The sequence below is a fragment of the Ruegeria sp. YKSD179 genome (assembly GCF_059612885.1).
Genome location: NZ_JBXWRL010000006.1, coordinates 1 through 18,369, shown reverse-complemented (window position 1 = coordinate 18,369; position 18,369 = coordinate 1). Strand labels below are relative to the sequence as shown.

The following is an 18,369-nucleotide window of genomic DNA, read 5'->3' as shown; positions in this document are numbered from 1 at the left end:
GTAGGCAAGAAATGACCCGCGCGCCAAATTTTGGGCGCGAAACGGGCAGTGAGGCGGACATGGCGAGTTACGATCCCTCGGGGCAATTGCGTCCTGAGCAAATGAATTACCCGAATCAGTTGTATTCGCGGGATGCTCAGAACTATCCCGAAGACTTTGATGGCTATGAGGAAACGCCGCGCGGGACAGGCGGTTTGGCTCGAATGGCCAACTTTCTGGGTGCAATGGCGTCGCTGGCTTTGGTCGCCGGGGTCTCGGTTTGGGGATACCAACTAATTATGCGGGACGTCAGCGGAGTGCCCGTAGTGCGCGCGATCGAAGGACCGATGCGTATTCAACCCGAAAATCCCGGTGGGTCACCAGCTGATCATCAAGGGCTAGCGGTTAACACGGTGGCGGCCGTGGGTTCGGCTGCGGCTCCTGCAGATCGATTAATCCTTGCCCCACGCCCTGTTTCACTGTCGGACGAGGATGCTCCGATGGGCGATCTAAAGCCGACGAAAGCGGTTCATGTTGTCGAACAGGAGATTTCCAAAGATGAGGCCGCCAAGCTGAGGCAGAACGCTGTTGACGCGCTAGTTGCAGAACTGGCCGGGAAGGTAGCGAATTCCGAGCCGTCAGCAGAGCAGGGCGTTCAAGTTGCGTCTTTAGCGACGCCCGAAGAGGAACCGGCCATCGATCCTGCAGATCTGGCTGCTCAGCTGCCGGACCCGGCGATTGCAGCCTTGCCTGGAGTGCGTAGGTCATTGCGACCTCACTCTCGACCAGCTCGTAGTATGACACAAGGCGGGATATCACCTAGCAGTGGCACCGAAACCTCGATTAATGCCGCTGTAAAGGCAGCAGCAGGGTTGGATGTTGATCCCGAATCTCTTGCCAAGGGCACGCGTCTCGCTCAGCTTGGTGCATATGAAAGCGATTATGTGGCTCGGGAAGAATGGAATCAGGCCGCTGCAAAATTTGGCGAGTATATGAAGGGAAAGCAAAGAGTTATTCAGAAAACTTCAAGTGGAGGGAGGACGTTTTATCGCCTGCGGGTTCTTGGTTTCGATGATCTGAGTGAATCACGCCAGTTTTGCGCAGCGCTAGTGGCGCAAGGGGCGGATTGCATTCCGGTTGCCGTGCGGTGAAATTTGGCGCTGCTATCACGGATGCTGAAGGCACGCGGCTAACGCCTGAAGAAAAAAGATTGTTTCGTCGGATGAACCCTTTTGGGTTCATCCTATTTGCTCGCAACATCGAAACTGCAGATCAAGTTCGCTCTTTGTGCGGCGATTTTCGAGAAGCTGTGGGACGAGACTGTCTCATAACGATTGATCAAGAAGGCGGTCGTGTACAACGCTTGCGCGCCCCCTTGGCTCGTGAATGGATGCCGCCTTTGGAGCACGCTAAAATTGCCGGCGACATTGCAGAACGGACGATGTATCTGCGATACCGCTTGATCTCGCAAGAGCTTTTGTCGCTTGGAATCGACAGCAACTGCGCGCCCATGGTGGATGTCGCGCGGGCGGAGACTCATGCATTTTTGCGTAATCGTTGTTATGCTGAGGATGCGAAGCGAGTTGCTCAAATTGGTCGCGCGGTGGCGCAAGCCCATTTGGATGCAGGTGTTTTACCGGTGTTGAAACATATGCCAGGCCATGGGCGCGCGACTTTGGATAGCCATTATGATCTACCGCATGTCGACTTGCCTCTGGAAGAACTGCAAACGGATGACTTCGCGCCGTTCCGAGCGCTCAAAGATTTGCCTTTGGGCATGACTGCTCACTTGGTCTACGACCAAATAGACTCTCAGCCAGCCACGCTTTCTGCTCGGATGATGGCAGTTATCCGCGAAGAAATCGGGTTTGATGGGCTGATTATGACAGACGACATTTCAATGAAAGCGTTGCGCGGTACGCCCGCAGAAATCGCTGCTCAGGCATTAAGCGCGGGATGCGACGTGGTTCTGCATTGTAACGCTTCGCTGGCTGATCGAGAAGCAGTACTGGAGGCTGCGGGGGAAATGACCGGTGAGGCGCAGGCGCGTGCAGAACGGGCGCTTGCAATGCGATCACAGCCGCAGGCGCTTGACATCCAGGCCGCCGAAGCGGAACTATCTCGCCTAATGGGCGGGCAGGTATATGTCAGATAACCTTATCAGCGAAGACCCGATTTCGGTCGCCGATCGTCTTGCGGCCGAAGCGCTGATTGTGGATGTTGACGGGTTTGAAGGCCCGTTGGACGTGCTTTTGATGTTGTCCCGTACACAAAAGGTCGACTTGCGGAAAATCTCGGTCTTGGCGCTGGCGCAGCAGTACCTTGCCTTTGTTGAACGTGCTCGCGCGTTACGGATCGAATTGGCAGCAGACTATCTGGTGATGGCAGCTTGGCTTGCATTTCTCAAATCCAGGCTGCTTTTGCCTCCCGATCCCGACGAAGACGGACCTACGGGTGAGGAGCTTGCCGCACATCTGGCCTTTCAGTTGGAGCGTCTTCAGGCGATGCGGGACGCTGCCGCACGGCTGATGGCGCGCGACCAACTGGGACGCGATTTTTTTAAGCGTGGGCAGGGTGAGGACGTCACGCGTATTCGAACTGTGACGTATTCTGCGACGCTTCTGGATCTGATGCAGGGGTATGCCCGCATTCGCACTCGGGATGAATTTCGTCCTTTCGTTATGGATCGCGACGCCGTCTTCACCATGGAGCAGGCGTTAGAGCGAATGCGGCCATTGATAGGTTTTGCCGGGACGTGGACTGATATGGAGACCTATTTGCCAGAAGGATGGGACACCGATCCCGTACGCCGAAGGTCGGCAACTGCTGCGACATTTGCGGCCTCGCTGGAATTGGTGAAGGAAGGACATATGGAAATGAAGCAAAGCGATACCTTTGCTCCGATCCAATTGCGCAAGAGGACTGAAACCCGTGACTGAAGCCCCGCAGGACGAAGGCACTGGCACTCTTTTCGAAGCGCCTCCGCTTTCTGAACAAGAGCGCATGGTCGAAGCTGTTCTGTTTGCCAGCTCTGAACCAGTGACAATTGCTGATTTAGAAGCACGTATGCCCCACGGCAGCGACGCGGCGCAAGCGATAGAAATGCTTCAGAAACGTTACGAAGGACGTGGCGTGCGTGTGGTCAAGGTTAGCGAAGCTTGGGCTATTCGTACAGCACCAGACTTGGGTTTCCTAATGCAAAAGGAAACCGTGGAAACCCGCAAACTTAGCCGCGCAGCAATCGAGACACTGGCTATTGTAGCCTACCATCAACCGTGTACCCGCGCCGAGATCGAAGAGATTCGCGGTGTTTCAGTTTCGCGCGGTACAATTGATCAATTGCTGGAGATGGAGTGGATCAGGTTGGGTCGTCGTCGAATGACTCCGGGCCGTCCGGTCACTTTTGTGGTGACGCCACAGTTTCTTGACCATTTCGGACTGGAAAACGCTCGTGACTTACCGGGGCTTAAGGAGCTGCGCGCAGCCGGGCTGCTTGAAAACCGACCACCGCCAGGTGCTGCGCCGTTGGGTGCGCCAGAGGAAAGTGAAGATGACGATCAATCGGAATTGTTTGAGGAAGATTGATCAACTCGCACCTTTTGAGCCGCAAAACCGTCTGTCTTGAGGTAAGAAAAGGGAAGAGTAATGAATGCCAATAGAATTATCGATATGATTGTGCGCCAAGTTATGCGACGCATTGTCAAAAGCGGGGTCGATAAGGGGTTTGAATGGGCAAGTAGGGCAACAGATGCCCGCGCGCATTCTAATCAAGATCAAGCGTCGAATGCATCTCGCAATGGACCGCACAATTTAAAACGCCAGAAACAGGTCATGCGGCAAACACAACGTTTGTCCCGCAATGCGCGGCGTTTCATGAAATTCTAAGGGTTAATCGACGGACCTAAAGTGCTTGGATAGCTTTAGGCCCTGTCCCTGATAATTCGACGCGATCCCCGCTCCGTACAGCTGAGTAGGTAGTTCGGCCATTCTCTCGTAAACCAATCGGCCCACGACCTGACCATGCTCCAAAACAAACGGAGCTTCATGGCAGCGCACCTCAAGAACTCCACGTGATCCGGCTCCGCCAGCAGCCGCGTGACCGAAGCCCGGGTCAAAGAATCCGGCGTAGTGCACGCGGAACTCACCCACCATCGCCAGATAGGGAGCCATTTCTGCGGCATACATTGGAGGGATATGTACGGCCTCACGGCTGACGAGTATGTAGAAAGCACCCGGGTCTAGGATGATGCGGCCTTCATCGGTGCGTACTTCTTCCCAATAGTCCTGTGGATCATATCCTCCGATGCGGTCGAGGTCGATTACCCCAGTGTGCGGCTTAGCGCGATAGCCAACCAGATCGGTATCTGGCAATTGCAGGTCGACAGAAAACCCCAGTCCGTCTTGAATAACTGCAGGGCCGTCAACCAATGGGGACTCCGCATGCAAAGTGGTTAGCTCGTCATCGCTTAGTACCGCCTGTCCTTGCCGGAAACGAATTTGGTTAAGCCGCATTCCTGGACGAACAAGAACCGAAAATGATCTTGGGCAAATTTCGGCATAAAGCGGTCCGGCGTATCCCGCCGGAACGCGGTCGAATTCAGTTCCGCCATCGGTAATAGTACGGGTCAGCAAATCGAGGCGACCGGTAGAGCTTTTTGCGTTGGCGACAGCGTTGACGCCTGGCGGTAGCGCGAGCGACTCCATCAATGGAACAAGGTAGACGCATCCTTTTTCCAGTACCGCGCCGTCCGCGATATCGATTCGATGCATCTCAAATTCGCGAAGGCTGTCTTCGACCGTGCGGCCTTCGCCAGAGAGGAAAGAGGCTCGGACCCGATAAGCTATTGTTCCAAGTCGTAAATCCAGGCTGGCTGGTTGGATTTGTTCGGACATGACTGCGGGGTTAGCGGTAATTTCACCGCGGTCTATCATCGCTTGTATCTGCTGGTTCGCGCACACGCCTGTCATGCTGATCCCTCCTTACACCAGAGTGGGACCTGGCCTGTGTGCCGTATACGCCGGTGTGATTTGGTCGGGCTAGCAGGACTTGAACCTGCGACCTTCCGTCCCCCAGACGGACGCGCTACCAGGCTGCGCCATAGCCCGACGATGGGGTGTACATAAAGACTTTCCCGGCAGGGGCAAGAGGAAAACATCGCCGTTATTGTTATCCCGCTGCCCGGCCATCGACCCGATCCAGCCAAGCGCGGAGATCCCGTGCAATGGGGGCGATCCGATTCAAAAGATCATCGTCAAATTCTGATCGATTCCAAGCAAGTGCTGCAACTCCACTTACTATCGGCGGGGTGCCGTCAGCGTCTTCCATAGGCGATGTGGTTGCATCAGCGCCAGGGGAGGTCGTTTCCTGCGAAACAGCTACATTCGCCTTTCGGGATGGCCGCTGGCTTTCTGTATCCTGCAGGTCCAGTCGGATTTGTTCTGCAGAGGGTGATGGTTTGGCGGCAAAGGGCACCACAGTCGTATCTGCCGTAACCTTTTCAACTGCGGCTTCGTCGATGTCGGGTGAAAGTGCAGCGACGTGGGCGACACCCTCTTCACGCAGAATACGTTGTACGCCTTTGATGGTAATACCATCATCATGCAACAACTTCTTTATTCCGCCTAATAACCGCATGTCATTGGGTCGATAGTATCGACGACCGCCAGCTCGTTTGACAGGTTTGACCTGTGAAAAGCGGCTTTCCCAAAATCTTAGAACATGCGCCTGTACGCCGAGCCAGTCCGCAACCTCACTTATGGTGCGAAATGCGTCGGGTGACTTGCTCATCTCTTTGGAACCTCGGGCTTACTTGCGGTTCCCAGCGGCGACGCGATCCTTCATCAGGTGCGACGGGCGGAACGTAAGGACACGGCGTGGTTGGATCGGAACCTCTTCGCCGGTCTTAGGATTGCGACCGATGCGAGCGGTTTTATCCCGAACGCTGAAAGTACCAAAAGACGAAATCTTTACCTGCTCTCCACGCACTAATGCGTCGGACATGTGGTTCAATACGCTTTCGACGAGTTGAGCACTTTCATTGCGTGAAAGGCCAACCTCACGAAAGACGGCCTCGCTTAGATCCATTCGGGTTAGTGTTTTGTCACCCATGCCAATTCCCCTGTTGATAGCAAATCATACGGCGATGCAAAATTCGCTGTCAATATCAATGAATTGCAGGTGGCTGTGTAAGCTGGTTTGTGCCGGTTACCAACGCAGTGCGATTGCACCCCACGCCAGACCGCCGCCAATCGCCTCAGTCACGATCAAGTCGCCCGGTTTTATCTGGCCCCGTTCTTTGCCAACCGACAGCGCCAGCGGAATTGAAGCCGCAGAAGTGTTTCCGTGGTCCTGAACCGTTACCACAACCCGATCCATGGGTACGCCCATCTTTTTAGCGGTACCCTGAATGATTCTAATATTGGCCTGATGGGGCACTATCCAGTCGACATCGTCATTATTCAATCCCGCGCGATCCAGCGCGGTTTCCGCAGTTTTCGAAAGCTTTTCAACGGCATGTCGGAAAACCTGATTGCCTTGCATGCGAAGATGTCCGGTAGATTGCGTCGAAACTCCACCATCCACGTAAAGCAGGTCTTTGTAGCGACCGTCTGAATTCAGATCGATCGCAAGTATGCCGCGATCCTGCGAAGTTCCTTCCCCCTCCTGCCGTTCGAGAACCAAAGCGCCTGCGCCGTCGCCGAACAGGACGCATGTGGATCGATCAGTCCAGTCCATAATTCGGGAAAATGTTTCCGCGCCGATTACTAGAACGCGTTCCGCCTGACCCGACAGAATCAGTGCGTTGGCATTACTAAGAGCAAAAACAAATCCAGCACATACCGCTTGCACGTCGAACGCAAAGCCCCTGGTCATTCCCAAACGAGCTTGTACCATCGTTGCGGCAGACGGAAAGGTTAGATCGGCAGTGGAAGTCGCCAAAACAATTGCATCGATGTCGTCTGCCACAAGCCCCGCATCCTTCAGGGCGTTCTGGGCCGCGAATGTCGCTAGGTCCGAAGTGGTTTCGTCATCTGCTGCAAAGTGTCGGCGTTCGATCCCAGAACGGGTTCTTATCCATTCATCCGTCGTGTCCAAGGTTTTTTCAAATTCAGCATTCGGGACAACACGTTTGGGCAGGTAATGCCCAACACCTACAACAACTGAACGGCCTGCCATGCTCGGGTACTGCCTTTTTGTTATTCTTCGAACTGCGATGCAGATTGCGCGGCATCTTGTGCAAGCGCGGCTGTGGATGCAACCCGTGCCGCCAATTTTTCAGAGAAGCCGGATTCGGCCAATGTAAAGGCCAGCTTGATCGCGGCGGAAACTCCGGTTGCGTCGGCGCCACCGTGCGACTTGATCACGGTACCGTTCAAACCCAGAAACACGCCTCCGTTTACACGACGCGGATCAATTCGTTTCTTCAGGCGGTTCAGTGAAGTGATCGCAAGGATCGAAGCCAGTCGCGACAGCGGGGAGTACTTAAATGCCTCGCGCAGCAAATCGCCGATCAGGCTAGCCGTGCCTTCGCCAGTTTTAATCGCAACGTTGCCAGTAAACCCATCAGTTACAATGACATCGGCCTTGTCACCCGGAATATCACTGCCCTCGACAAAGCCGACAAAATCGAAATTTGCCTGCTCTGCAAAATCCGAAATCATGGCGTGCGCTTCTTTCAGCTCTGCCCGACCTTTGTGCTCTTCAGTGCCGACGTTCAACAATCCGATCCGAGGACGAGCCAATGCCATGCCGTTTCTTGCATAAGAGGCGCCCATCAACGCGTATTGCAACAGGTCCTTGGCATCAGCTCGGACATCTGCCCCAACATCGAGCATCACATTGAACCCCTGCGGGTTGCGCGAAGGCCACAGTATGGCGATGGCGGGGCGGTTGACACCCGGTAGTTTGCGAAGGCGCATCATCGATAACGCCATCAATGCGCCAGTATTTCCGCAAGATACGGCACCATGCGCTTCGCCTTGCCGTACAGACTCCAGCGCGGACCACATGGATGTTTCTTTACCGCTGCGTACGACCTGGCTGGGCTTGTCTTCCATCGTGACAACATCTGGGCAATCACGAAAAACGACGCGCCCATCAAGAACACGCCGTTTTGAAACCAGTTTGCGCAAAACGCTTTCGTGACCGTGAAGTACGAACCCGATCTTGGGGTTTATGCTTGCAGACTTGGCTATGCCTGCAACAACGACCGCCGGACCGGAATCTCCGCCCATAGCGTCAACCGAGATGACTGTCCTTCCGGTTTGCGTGGGCTGGTCCGTCATACCTTGGCCGATGCTCTGTCGGGCTTAGGCCGCGTCTTCATCCAAGTCAATTTCATCAGCCTGCGCAACGACTTCACGATCGTCATAGTGGCCGCAGGAAGCGCAGACGTGGTGTGGGCGTTTCAGCTCGCCGCAGTTCGGGCATTCGTTCGGGTTAGCAGCAACCAGAGCGTCGTGTGCGCGGCGGTTGTTGCGACGCGACTTGGAAACTTTGTTCTGTTGGACGGCCATGGTCTCAACCTTTGTCTGACTGGGGCCTGCAGATTCGCTGCTGGCCGGGTTTCGTTCTTCGTTTTTTCTTGGTTTGACGCGCGTTTAGGCGACGAACGCCGCGATGTCCAACCTAAATTCCGATGAGCGCGCGAAAATACTGCGATTCTCGGCATGTTCAAGCGATTTTTCTGAGCGACTGCTATGACAGGAAATCAAGGCTCTGTCACTCGTCTTTTTTTAAAGCATCGCGCAGACTGGCCAACCCAGCAAAGGGTTTGACTTCCTCGTCCGACATGACCTGCTTCCCAGGTTCGGTAAAGGAGCTTTGGCCAAGGACGGCATCTTTTTTCCTTGGATATTGGGGCAGCGCCAGAGACAAGGCCTCGGCCATAACTGTTGCAAGGTCAATGTAGGGACCAAGTGCCTCGGTGTCGTCATCTTCGGGCATTTCGAATTCAGGTTCGTCAGGCTCGTCCCATTCAGCAAGAAATACCCGGTGAACCGGGGTTTCGATACGAGTCGTCACCGGTTCAAGGGTGACAACACAAGGTTGGGTCACTGTTGCACCTAGTTTCGCATTCAAAACCCAATCCCGTTTACCCTGCGTCCGTACGTTGCCGACAAAGGAAAGCTTTCGTAAACCCAAAAGGTCCAGATCCCGTTTCAGCCTTTCCAATTCGGTGGTTCCCGGGCGCAATTCAAATGGCGTGGGGGCGTTCTGCTGCAGATCGGCGACACGCAATGGGTTGGTTTCGGTCATTTGTGACCCTTTCCTGTGTTGAACCACGGCAATGGTTTCTGTAATCGGATAGAAGCCGTGCGAAGCCAAGGCAAGAGGGTGTGAATGTTGAAGGTGACTAACAAAGCGAAACCGGTGATCAGGGCGCTGGCCGTTGGCAGCGTACTGTTGACGGTTGCCTGCACCCCGATTGTAAAGAAGCACGGTTATGTCCCGCCACCCGAAGATTTGGCAGAAATCAAGGTAGGCGTCGATACACGAGACACAGTTGTTGAGACGATCGGTGCACCCAGTTCGTCCGGTGTAGTGCGGGATTCAGATTATTATTATGTGTCGTCACGCATTCGCCACTATGGTCCAAAGCGCCCCGAGGTGGTGTCGCGCGAACTGGTAGCGATTAGCTTTGACCAGCGTGGGATAGTCCGCAACGTCGAACGTTTCGGTCTTGAGGACGGGGTGGTCGTTGTGCTCGATCGTCGGGTGACCGATTCCAGTGTCCAAAACAAAGGTTTCCTTCGGCAGCTGCTGGGCAATATCGGCAACTTCAACCCAGCGAATATTCCCGGGGCTAACAACTAATTTTGCCCACTGGCTTGTGATTTCACAGGGTCGTCACATTTTCTATGTTAGGGACGCGACAAGGACAAACAGGTCAGCAACCGTGGGGAATGCGACCATGGTCACAGCAGATGTCTTGAACAAAGGTCGGTATCTTGCAAGGCAAGCGCAGTCGCCGCAGGATATTGCAGCAGCTCAGGAGTTGAGGACGCTGGCCTTTGCGACCAAACAAACCGACAGCGACGTTTTTGACGAAATGTGCGATCACATCTTGGTCGAGGATACGCGATATGGCGGGTGTTTGGTTTGTTGCTTTCGCATGCTGACAATGCACGAAGGCACGGAAATCGCGAATAGCTATTCCGCGCAATACTACGATTTAACAGCGCTTCAAAATTTTAGAGGCCGAATGGTCGAGATGGGGCGCTTTTGCATTCACCCTGAATGGACCGACCCAGATATTATACGAGTCGCGTGGGGTGCGATGACTACCTTTGTTGATCAGAACGATGTTCAATTGCTGTTCGGATGTTCGTCGTTTGAAGGCATCGAAACTGATGAGTATCTGGATGCGTTCGCAATGCTCAAACAAAAGCACCTTGCGCCCAAGCGCTGGTTGCCGCGGGTTAAGGCGCCTGATGTGTTTCGTTTTGCCGCACGTTTGCGTCGGCTCCCGGACGCGAAAAAAGCTATGCTTCGAATGCCCCCCTTATTGCGCACCTATCTGATGATGGGAGGTTGGGTGAGCGATCATGCCGTAGTGGATCGGCATATGAACACGTTGCATGTATTCACTGGTCTCGAAATTGGGGCCATTCCCCCGACTCGCAAGCGCTTGCTTAGGGCCGTATCAGGTTGAACCCAGAATTCAGGAAAACGAGCCGCTCGGGACGTTGACGCTTTCGCTTTGCCGTATTAGCTGGCAGGCATGGCGAGAATTCCTTTGTTGCAGATGTCCGGCATTTCGCTGACCTTTGGGGGCGATCCGTTATTTTCCGGTCTGGATCTGGTTGTTCAGCCCGGTGACCGCGTTGCGTTGGTGGGCCGTAACGGATCAGGCAAGTCAACTTTGATGAAAGTGATGGCTGGGTTGGTCGAACCTGATCATGGGCAGATAGTGATCCCTCCAGGAAAATCCGCTGGCTACATGGAACAGGATCCGGAGATGGAGGGGTTCGCGACGTTGGGCGATTATGCTTCCAGCGGTTTGGAGCCGGGGGAACTTTACAAGGTCGAACGTGCTGGCGAAGGCTTGAAATTCGAACCTTCTCGCGCGGTTGAAACGGCTTCGGGTGGCGAACGGCGACGGGCAGCACTGGCAAAGCTTATGGCCGAAGCACCCGATTTGATGCTTCTGGACGAACCAACTAACCATCTGGATATTGAAGCGATTGCTTGGTTGGAACGCGAATTGGGCGCATCACGCGCGGCCTATGTACTGATTTCCCACGACCGCGCATTCTTGCGAGCACTTACCCGTGCAACCTTGTGGATTGACCGCAGTGTCGTGCGTCGAAAGGAACAGGGTTTTGAGGCATTTGAGGCCTGGCGGGACAAAACTTGGGAAGAAGAAGATCAGCAGCGGCACAAGTTGAACCGCCTGATCAAATCAGAAGCCCGCTGGGCGGTCGAAGGCATTAGCGCCCGTCGCAAGCGTAATCAGGGTCGTGTACGCGCATTGCAGGCTTTGCGCGCCGAAAAAGCCGCACAGATCAAGCGTCAAGGGGCGGCCGCTATGTCTCTGGAGGCGGGGCCCAAATCCGGTCGCAAAGTGATAGAGGCTAAAGGGTTGGCGAAGAGTTTCGGCGACAAAAAGCTCGTCCGAAACTTTGATCTGTTGGTTCAACGCGGTGACCGCGTGGCATTTGTCGGCCCTAACGGTGTGGGGAAAACAACGTTACTGAAAATGTTGCTTGGGCAAGAGGAGCCTGATTCTGGATCAGTCCTTCTGGGCACCAATCTGGAGATCGCGGTTTTCGATCAGGCAAGGGCCCAGCTGGATCCTGAAATGTCGCTTTGGGATTCCCTGACTGGTGATCCGGAAATGCGAGTCTCAGGCAAGGCTGATCAAGTCATGGTTCGAGGGCAACCAAAACACGTCGTCGGTTATCTCAAGGAATTTCTGTTTGACGATCAACAGGCAAGGGCTGCGGTCAAGTCTTTGTCCGGAGGTGAAAAAGCCCGGTTGCTGCTTGCAAAGTTGATGGCAAAGTCATCCAATCTGTTGGTGCTCGACGAGCCAACCAACGATCTGGATGTCGAGACGTTGGATTTGTTGCAAGAGCTGTTGGATGACTTTGACGGCACCGTCCTTTTGGTCAGTCACGACCGGGATTTTTTGGATCGCGTTGCGACTACTACTATTGCGATGGAAGGTGATGGCCGCGCTACGGTTTATGCCGGCGGGTGGTCAGACTATGTCGCGCAGCGGGGTGACATTTTTCAGAAAACCACAGTTAAGGCAAAGTCTTCGAAGCCAAAGGTTCAACAAGAATCCAAACCCAAAGCAGGCTTGTCGTTCTCAGAAAGGCACCGGCTTGAGAAACTACCTTCCGAAATTTCTCGGCTGGAGGCAGAAATTGCCAAGTTGGAGGAGTTGATGTCGGATCCAGACCTGTTCAATCGTGAACCTGTGAAGTTCGAGAAGGCAACTGACGCACTGGTTGAGAGGCAAGAAAGACTGCTTGCGGCCGAAGAGGAATGGTTGACGCTCGAAGAAAAGGCCGAGGGTGCGTGAGCTTTCGATCTTAATGTCAGGCGATCACTGAGACGTTCCTTTTTCTGTCGCGACCAACTGTTTGGCAGGCCTAAAAAGGCCGCAGCGCGTGCTTTTCGGTCGTACCTATAAATATTTCAAGCGCCCAGCACTCTGCACTTTCGCGCGTAGCCAGTTGTTGAACATTATCAACGCATTCGCAGTGCGCCGTCTATGCGGATTACCTCTCCATTCAGATAACTCATTTCAACAATGAAAGCGGCTAAACGCCCGTATTCACGCGGGTCCCCCAACCGAGCCGGATTTGGGACGTCAGCAGCAAGCTGGGCCTGAATATCTTCTGGTAATCCGGCCAACATGGGTGTCATGAAAATACCCGGTGCAATGGTCATAACCCGTATCCCGCTGGACGCCAGATCGCGTGCCATCGGAAGCGTCATGCCGACTACGCCACCTTTGGACGCTGCATAGGCAGCTTGCCCCTTTTGGCCGTCAAAAGCGGCGATGGAAGCAGTATTGATAATCACACCACGAGCGCCGTCCGGGTCAGGGCTGTTCTTGACCATTTCGGCCGCAGCAAGTCGCGAGACGTTGAAAGTGCCCGCGAGATTGATGTCAATCGTTCGCTGAAATGCGTCCAAAGGGTGTGGCCCATCTTTGCCCACTGTTTTGATCCCATATGCGATCCCGGCGCAGTTTACTGCAGCGGTAATCTTGCCCATGCTCTCCGCAGCCAACGAAACAGCTGAGGCAACCGAAGTCTCATCAGTGACATCGGTTTCGGCAAAATAGCCACCGATCTCGGACGCGACACTACTGCCGCGTTCAGCATCCCGATCCAGAATTGTTACTTTCGCGCCGTGTTCCGAGAAGTAACGAGCTGTTGCTTCACCCAGGCCAGACGCACCGCCGGTGATGATCACAGCTGTATCGGAAAGTTCCATGTTTCTCTCCTTGTTGGATATGAACAGATGTTCATTAAATGCATCTTTTGGGGCGTGTCCACAAAATTGAAGCAAGCTTATCTTGAAGGAATCCTCAGCGATCTTTCATGTTTGCTTCACGCTCGGTCACCACCTCGGCACTGAACAGCCTGTCCCAGTCGGGATTTTTCAGCCAAGAGGTATGGAAATGTCAGAGAGTTACCGAAAGGTTCTGGGCGCAGCTATCGCCGCGCCAGCACTTGGCGCAATGATGCTCGGCAGCGCAGAAGCTGCACAAGACGTTTGCGATTGGCGAACCGCTCGTAACGTCGCAAGCAGTGGGAATTACGCCGCTTTGTGTGACTGCACGCACGTAACGCCCAGCTTTATTAAGCGGTTGCAAAACAGGGCGGACTTCAGTCACACTTTGCAAGCAACGTCAGCGCAATGCCCGGGGCTTACCGAATTGTTGACTGATCTTCCAACAGCCAATCTAACAAATGCTCAAGCCGCTGGAACCGGCGGTGAAAACCGGGACTCTGACAGAGATGATGTCGGGCTGAGCGCTAATGGAGAAACCGGTGATGGGCAATACGTTGGCAACTCTGGTGGAGAAAGCTTCGGTGAGGGCAATGGTGCTGGTCCAAGCGACGGCGGCGCTAATAGCGGCGGGAATTCCGAAAACGGCGGAGAAAATGACAGTGGGGGAAGCAACGAACCGGGTAACGACGACGATGGACCCGGTGAAACTGGAGATGGCCCCGACAATGGAAACGACGGCCCCAGCATTGGAAACGACGGACCTGGCAAGGGAAAAGATGGCCCCGGCCAGGGGAAAGACGGACCTGGAAAGGGGAAAGATAGCCCCGGGAAGGGCGCCGGAAAAGGTGGAAATGGTGACAAGGGCGGCAAAGGCAAAAAATAAGATTTGCGACCCTAAGAAAGCACGCGACTCGCTAGGAAACAAAAGTGACCACCTCATTAAGTGGTCACTTGCTGTTTTAACGCTCCGGCAAGAACCTATCCCAGCTGAACCAGCGCATGCCGTTTTTTACCGGCGCTTAACTTAACGGGTGAGGACAGAATTCCTTGATCGATCATCAAGCCGGCGTCAGTTAATGGAGCATCGTCAAGTTTCGCTCCGTTTTCGGCAATCAGGCGCTTGGCTTCTTTCCCAGATTTGGCGAGCCCCGATTTGACTATCAATTGAACGACCGAAATCGGTAACTCTCCTCCGGATAACGTCAAAGTTGGCAAGTCGTCTCCAACACCACCTCGCTCAAATACTTCGCGGGCGGTGGCTTCAGCATTGATTGCGGCGTTGGTCCCGTGCAGTAGGCTAGTAACTTCATTCGCCAAACGGATCTTTGCCTCGTTTATTTCTGATCCCGCCAGTGCCGCTAGACGATCACACTCGTCAACTGGCAACTCGGTGAAGATTTTCAGGAACCGACCAACATCAGCATCTGTTGTATTTCGCCAGAACTGCCAGAACTCGTAGGCCGATAACATGTCTCCGTTTAGCCAAACAGCACCCCCCTGTGACTTACCCATCTTGCGGCCGTCACTAGTTGTAAGCAGTGGAGTGGTCAGTCCATAGATTTCATGATCCAACACACGGCGTGTCAGGTCTATGCCGTTTATGATGTTTCCCCATTGGTCCGACCCGCCCATTTGCAGCACACAGCCGTAGCGGCGATTTAGCTCAAGGAAGTCATACGCCTGCAAAATCATGTAGTTGAATTCGAGAAACGAGAGCGACTGTTCGCGGTCCAACCTAGATTTCACCGATTCAAACGAAAGCATCCGGTTGACCGAAAAATGCCGTCCAATGTCGCGCAGGAAATCAAGGTAATTCAGATCGTCCAACCACTCGGCATTGTTGAGCATCAAGGCTCCAGTTTCGCTGTCGTCATAGGACAGGTACTTTGAGAATACTTGCTTCATGCCCTCGATATTGGCGTCGATCTGATCAGGACCTAGAAGGGGGCGTTCGTCTGAACGGAATGAGGGATCACCCACCTTTGTTGTGCCCCCGCCCATCAACGTAATTGGTTTGTGTCCGGTTTTTTGTAACCAGCGCAGAACCATGATGTTCATCAGGTGGCCCACGTGCAGCGACTGCGCAGTGGCGTCATAGCCGATATAGGCAGTCTGTACCCCGCTTATCAGTGCTTCATCCAGGCCTTGATAATCGGTGCAGTCGGCAAGAAAGCCGCGCTCGATCATCGTGGCGATGAAATCCGATTTGGGGTGGTAGTTCATGACGCTCAACAGGCCTTTTGTTTTGGCCCTTTCGGCAAGGGCAGGTGGAAGTTATAGGTCAGTGGAAATCAAACCAGACCCGCCTGTCCACACGAATAGGGCAAAGTTTCGTTGGACATTGTTTCCTAATTCCTTATGTCTTCACGAATGTCCAGTCACTACTCGAGACATGTTGTCCAGTGCCAGATCTGGGGCAAGGAAATACCTAAACATATTCTCAAAGAAATAGTGGCAGTCACCACCCCCTAACACCCTTCCCGATCCTCGCCTAGGTGATTTACCAGAGCTTGAAAGGAAATTTGGGTGCAGTGGCTATGCAGAATATCCAAAGGTCACTAAACCCAACGGGGATTTGGGTTCTGGTCATGTCTTTATTAACTAGACTAGCGTTTCGGATGGAGGTTCCTGCCGCAAAGTGGGCGTTCACCGAGATTGAGTGAGCAACCGCCTTGGGCCCAAAAGCTGAAATTTTCGGTTTCTACGGATCGCGGACACAGCAGCATGTAGGGTGAAAAGGCCCGAAAACTGTCCCACCTGGGCAAATCAAGCGATACACACGAGGCGCAAAGTTACCTGCAGACCTAGACTGGACAGATATTGGTGATTTGGACAAGTGAAACCTTCCTGCTTCTGGCAAAGGAAACAGATACATTCGTGTCGACAATTAGATCCTCGAAGTTACAGATGATCTCAACACAGTGGTTGAAGCCATTGGTATAGTAGATAACTTACTGAAATACGTAGGGTGGTCGGACAAAAAGTGGACTTCACCGATTGACGTACTTGCAGCGCGATTTTAGTGGAGAATATTTGCAATCTCCGGGGCCATGGGTTCAAGGTTACTAATCCTCTTGATGTCGCAGTATGTTATCATTGGGTTGATGCAGACGTTCGCAGCGCCTACGGGCGTTTGATCCGAACGAACGACTACTTTGCGGGCAAAGCTGACGTTATCAATGATCAGCCAAAAGTTCTGTGCGAAATATAAATTTTATCAATAAGTTGGCGCGGGTATCATCCAGACTGCCGACGTGGTTCAGCTCCATATCTTAGCGGACCCAACGTTGGGAAGCGTCCTCGTCCGCTGCGCGGACAAAGTGAGCTTTAGCAGCGCTTGTTCGAACGACGTTTTTACGCACGCGGGATGGACATCGCCTCTGCGGAGGTATTGCGCAGATCGCCTGCAAGGCTGAAGGTGCGAGCATGGCAACGGAATTAAAATTCTCCTTCGCTGCGCTGACCTTTCCAGCTAGACGGCACATCCGGGTGTTTCAGGTCCACCAGTTTCTCGATCGTTTTGCGATGGGTTTGACGGTCGCCGTTGTTGCACTGGCGTTGACCGATCGAGGCATGAATCTCTTCCAGATTTCGCTTCTTTTTGGGGTCTACTCACTGACAACCATGGCGATGGAACTCCCGTTCGGCGGATTGGCCGACAACATTGGACGAAAGCCAGTCTTTCTGGTCGCGGTCGTCGCCAGCGTGGTTTCACTCGCTCTCTTTCTCTCGACAAGCGATTTCTATGTTCTCGCGCTCTCGTTTGTCTTCATCGGTTTTGGACGCGCATTGCGGTCGGGCACGCTCGACGCTTGGTTCGTCGAAACCTTCAAAGCCGCTGCGCCGAATGTGGATGTTCAACCTGCTCTTGCAAAGGCGCAATGGGCCAATGCCATGGGCTTGGCGGTGGGGTCTGTTTTAGGAGGCCTTTTGCCCGATCTCTTTGGCTCGGTGGCAAAGAGACTGGGTGTCAGCATCTATGATGTGTCTTACGCGGCGAGCCTAGCAGTGATGCTTGGGGTGTTCGTCTATACCCTGTTTTTCATTGTGGAAAAACCGCGCCCGTTGAATCCTCATGCTCTGAAACAGGGGTTTGCCACTGTGCCCCTGGTGATCAAAGATGCAACTCTTCTCGCATTGAGACATCCGGCGTTGTCGGTACTTTTGGCAGCGCTGGCGTTTTTCCTAATGGCGACCAATCCAGTCGAGGTGATTTGGCCGACCCATGCCAAGCCAATGTTGGAGGAAGGCTATGAAAACACTATCATTGGTATCCTGACCGCTGCCTATTTCTTCTCAATAGCTTTCGGCGCGTCGCTGTCCCCTTACATCAGTCGGATTTTCAGACGGCGGCACGCAATTGCACTTGCGGCGGCTTTTGCTTGCATGGCGGGCGTTCAGATCGCATTGGCTTTACAGGACAGTATCGTCGGCTTTGTGACGGTTTTCATCATCTATTCCGTTGTCCTTGGTGTTTCTGAAACGCCAGCCAGCAGTATTCTTCATAGATGCGTAGAAAACAGCCAGAGATCTACAATGCTGTCTCTTAGATCGCTGATACAACAACTTGGAGCAGCTTTGGGCCTGATTTTGGCCGGCGCTATTGCTGAGGTCTACTCCACACCCACGGCTTGGATGTTTGGCGCTGTGTTTCTCGTCATGTCCGTGTTCCTAATCGGCATCTTAGCCAAACGGCTTACCGCCAAGATTGAATAGCAGCCATTTGTGCGACTTGCAGCATTCGGCAATTTTAGCCCAATGCCAACGTTCAGTGAATTCGCTCTATGTCGACTTTGCGGTGCCGGACAAACCTGCCATTTGCGGCAATGCGGCACCCAAAGGTTACCTGAATGTCTGCTCCGTAACAAAACAGACATTCATTTTTAAATGCTGTAAAGGGCGGATCCGGCCCT

The 18,369-nt window shown here is 53.7% G+C and carries 18 protein-coding genes and 1 tRNA gene; 9 read left to right on the top strand and 10 right to left on the bottom strand.

All coding sequences use genetic code 11. The features are described from left to right. Positions 1-11 precede the first annotated feature (11 nt). The 4 genes from AC2FNE_RS05020 to scpB are packed head-to-tail and all read left to right on the top strand — an operon-like array spanning position 12 to position 3,564. Complete coding sequence (locus tag AC2FNE_RS05020; protein WP_496804893.1) at positions 12-1,130, top strand: SPOR domain-containing protein; 1,119 nt, start codon at positions 12-14, stop codon at positions 1,128-1,130. After that, positions 1,127-2,134 (top strand): beta-N-acetylhexosaminidase, encoded by a 1,008-nt coding sequence (nagZ, locus tag AC2FNE_RS05015; protein WP_496774151.1) that lies wholly within the window; start codon positions 1,127-1,129, stop codon positions 2,132-2,134. Before AC2FNE_RS05020 ends, nagZ begins: the two co-directional genes overlap by 4 nt. Then, positions 2,124-2,918: a segregation and condensation protein A gene (locus tag AC2FNE_RS05010; protein ID WP_170477989.1), complete on the top strand. Its 795-nt coding sequence runs from the start codon at positions 2,124-2,126 to the stop codon at positions 2,916-2,918. The genes nagZ and AC2FNE_RS05010 overlap by 11 nt, the downstream gene beginning before the upstream one ends. After that, positions 2,911-3,564: an SMC-Scp complex subunit ScpB gene (gene scpB, locus AC2FNE_RS05005; protein ID WP_496804892.1), complete on the top strand. Its 654-nt coding sequence runs from the start codon at positions 2,911-2,913 to the stop codon at positions 3,562-3,564. Before AC2FNE_RS05010 ends, scpB begins: the two co-directional genes overlap by 8 nt. Before the next feature lie 303 nt (positions 3,565-3,867). Here the strand turns inward: scpB and AC2FNE_RS05000 are convergent, their stop codons facing one another. The 8 genes from AC2FNE_RS05000 to AC2FNE_RS04965 form a co-directional block, all read right to left on the bottom strand. After that, positions 3,868-4,947: a 2'-deoxycytidine 5'-triphosphate deaminase gene (locus tag AC2FNE_RS05000; RefSeq protein WP_170608793.1), complete on the bottom strand. Its 1,080-nt coding sequence runs from the start codon at positions 4,945-4,947 to the stop codon at positions 3,868-3,870. A 61-nt stretch (positions 4,948-5,008) separates the two neighbouring features. Next, positions 5,009-5,085, bottom strand: a tRNA-Pro gene (locus tag AC2FNE_RS04995). Between the two features lie 61 nt (positions 5,086-5,146). After that, positions 5,147-5,767: a MerR family transcriptional regulator gene (locus AC2FNE_RS04990; RefSeq protein ID WP_496804891.1), complete on the bottom strand. Its 621-nt coding sequence runs from the start codon at positions 5,765-5,767 to the stop codon at positions 5,147-5,149. Positions 5,768-5,785: 18 nt separating this feature from the next. Then, a complete protein-coding gene (ihfA, locus tag AC2FNE_RS04985) occupies positions 5,786-6,088 on the bottom strand; it encodes an integration host factor subunit alpha (RefSeq protein ID WP_008755922.1) in 303 nt (100 codons plus the stop codon). 96 nt (positions 6,089-6,184) lie between these two features. Continuing rightward, positions 6,185-7,156 carry a beta-ketoacyl-ACP synthase III gene (locus AC2FNE_RS04980; RefSeq protein ID WP_170477977.1) on the bottom strand — a complete coding sequence of 324 codons (972 nt, stop codon included), beginning with the start codon at positions 7,154-7,156 and terminating at the stop codon, positions 6,185-6,187. A gap of 20 nt (positions 7,157-7,176) precedes the next feature. Beyond that, positions 7,177-8,265: a phosphate acyltransferase PlsX gene (gene plsX, locus AC2FNE_RS04975; protein ID WP_170608795.1), complete on the bottom strand. Its 1,089-nt coding sequence runs from the start codon at positions 8,263-8,265 to the stop codon at positions 7,177-7,179. A 24-nt stretch (positions 8,266-8,289) separates the two neighbouring features. Next, complete coding sequence (rpmF, locus tag AC2FNE_RS04970) at positions 8,290-8,496, bottom strand: 50S ribosomal protein L32 (protein WP_008756996.1); 207 nt, start codon at positions 8,494-8,496, stop codon at positions 8,290-8,292. Positions 8,497-8,701: 205 nt separating this feature from the next. Then, positions 8,702-9,238 carry a YceD family protein gene (locus AC2FNE_RS04965; protein WP_496804890.1) on the bottom strand — a complete coding sequence of 179 codons (537 nt, stop codon included), beginning with the start codon at positions 9,236-9,238 and terminating at the stop codon, positions 8,702-8,704. Between the two features lie 84 nt (positions 9,239-9,322). Here AC2FNE_RS04965 and AC2FNE_RS04960 point away from each other — a divergent pair, with 84 nt between their 5' ends. The 3 genes from AC2FNE_RS04960 to AC2FNE_RS04950 all read left to right on the top strand — a co-directional run bounded on the left by AC2FNE_RS04960 (position 9,323) and on the right by AC2FNE_RS04950 (position 12,512). Beyond that, on the top strand, positions 9,323-9,796 hold the full coding sequence (locus tag AC2FNE_RS04960; protein WP_170477968.1) for an outer membrane protein assembly factor BamE: 474 nt from the start codon (positions 9,323-9,325) through the stop codon (positions 9,794-9,796). 97 nt (positions 9,797-9,893) lie between these two features. After that, positions 9,894-10,634: a GNAT family N-acetyltransferase gene (locus tag AC2FNE_RS04955; RefSeq protein ID WP_496804889.1), complete on the top strand. Its 741-nt coding sequence runs from the start codon at positions 9,894-9,896 to the stop codon at positions 10,632-10,634. A gap of 69 nt (positions 10,635-10,703) precedes the next feature. Continuing rightward, entirely contained in the window at positions 10,704-12,512 is a 1,809-nt protein-coding gene (locus AC2FNE_RS04950; protein ID WP_254442661.1) for an ABC-F family ATP-binding cassette domain-containing protein, read from the top strand. A gap of 167 nt (positions 12,513-12,679) precedes the next feature. On the opposite strand, the gene AC2FNE_RS04945 is transcribed toward AC2FNE_RS04950, so the two are convergent. Further along, the gene (locus AC2FNE_RS04945) at positions 12,680-13,435 is read right to left on the bottom strand and encodes a 3-hydroxyacyl-CoA dehydrogenase (RefSeq protein WP_170608798.1); all 756 of its coding nucleotides are present in this window, start codon (positions 13,433-13,435) and stop codon (positions 12,680-12,682) included. A gap of 187 nt (positions 13,436-13,622) precedes the next feature. Between AC2FNE_RS04945 and AC2FNE_RS04940 the strand changes: the two genes are divergently transcribed. Further along, positions 13,623-14,339 (top strand): hypothetical protein, encoded by a 717-nt coding sequence (locus tag AC2FNE_RS04940; RefSeq protein WP_174823051.1) that lies wholly within the window; start codon positions 13,623-13,625, stop codon positions 14,337-14,339. Between the two features lie 95 nt (positions 14,340-14,434). Here AC2FNE_RS04940 and tyrS read toward each other — a convergent pair whose 3' ends face one another. After that, complete coding sequence (tyrS, locus tag AC2FNE_RS04935; protein ID WP_496804888.1) at positions 14,435-15,679, bottom strand: tyrosine--tRNA ligase; 1,245 nt, start codon at positions 15,677-15,679, stop codon at positions 14,435-14,437. Positions 15,680-16,882: 1,203 nt separating this feature from the next. Between tyrS and AC2FNE_RS04930 the strand changes: the two genes are divergently transcribed. Further along, positions 16,883-18,172, top strand: a complete 1,290-nt coding sequence (locus AC2FNE_RS04930; RefSeq protein WP_496804887.1) for an MFS transporter — start codon at positions 16,883-16,885, stop codon at positions 18,170-18,172. The last annotated feature ends 197 nt before the right edge of the window (positions 18,173-18,369 follow it).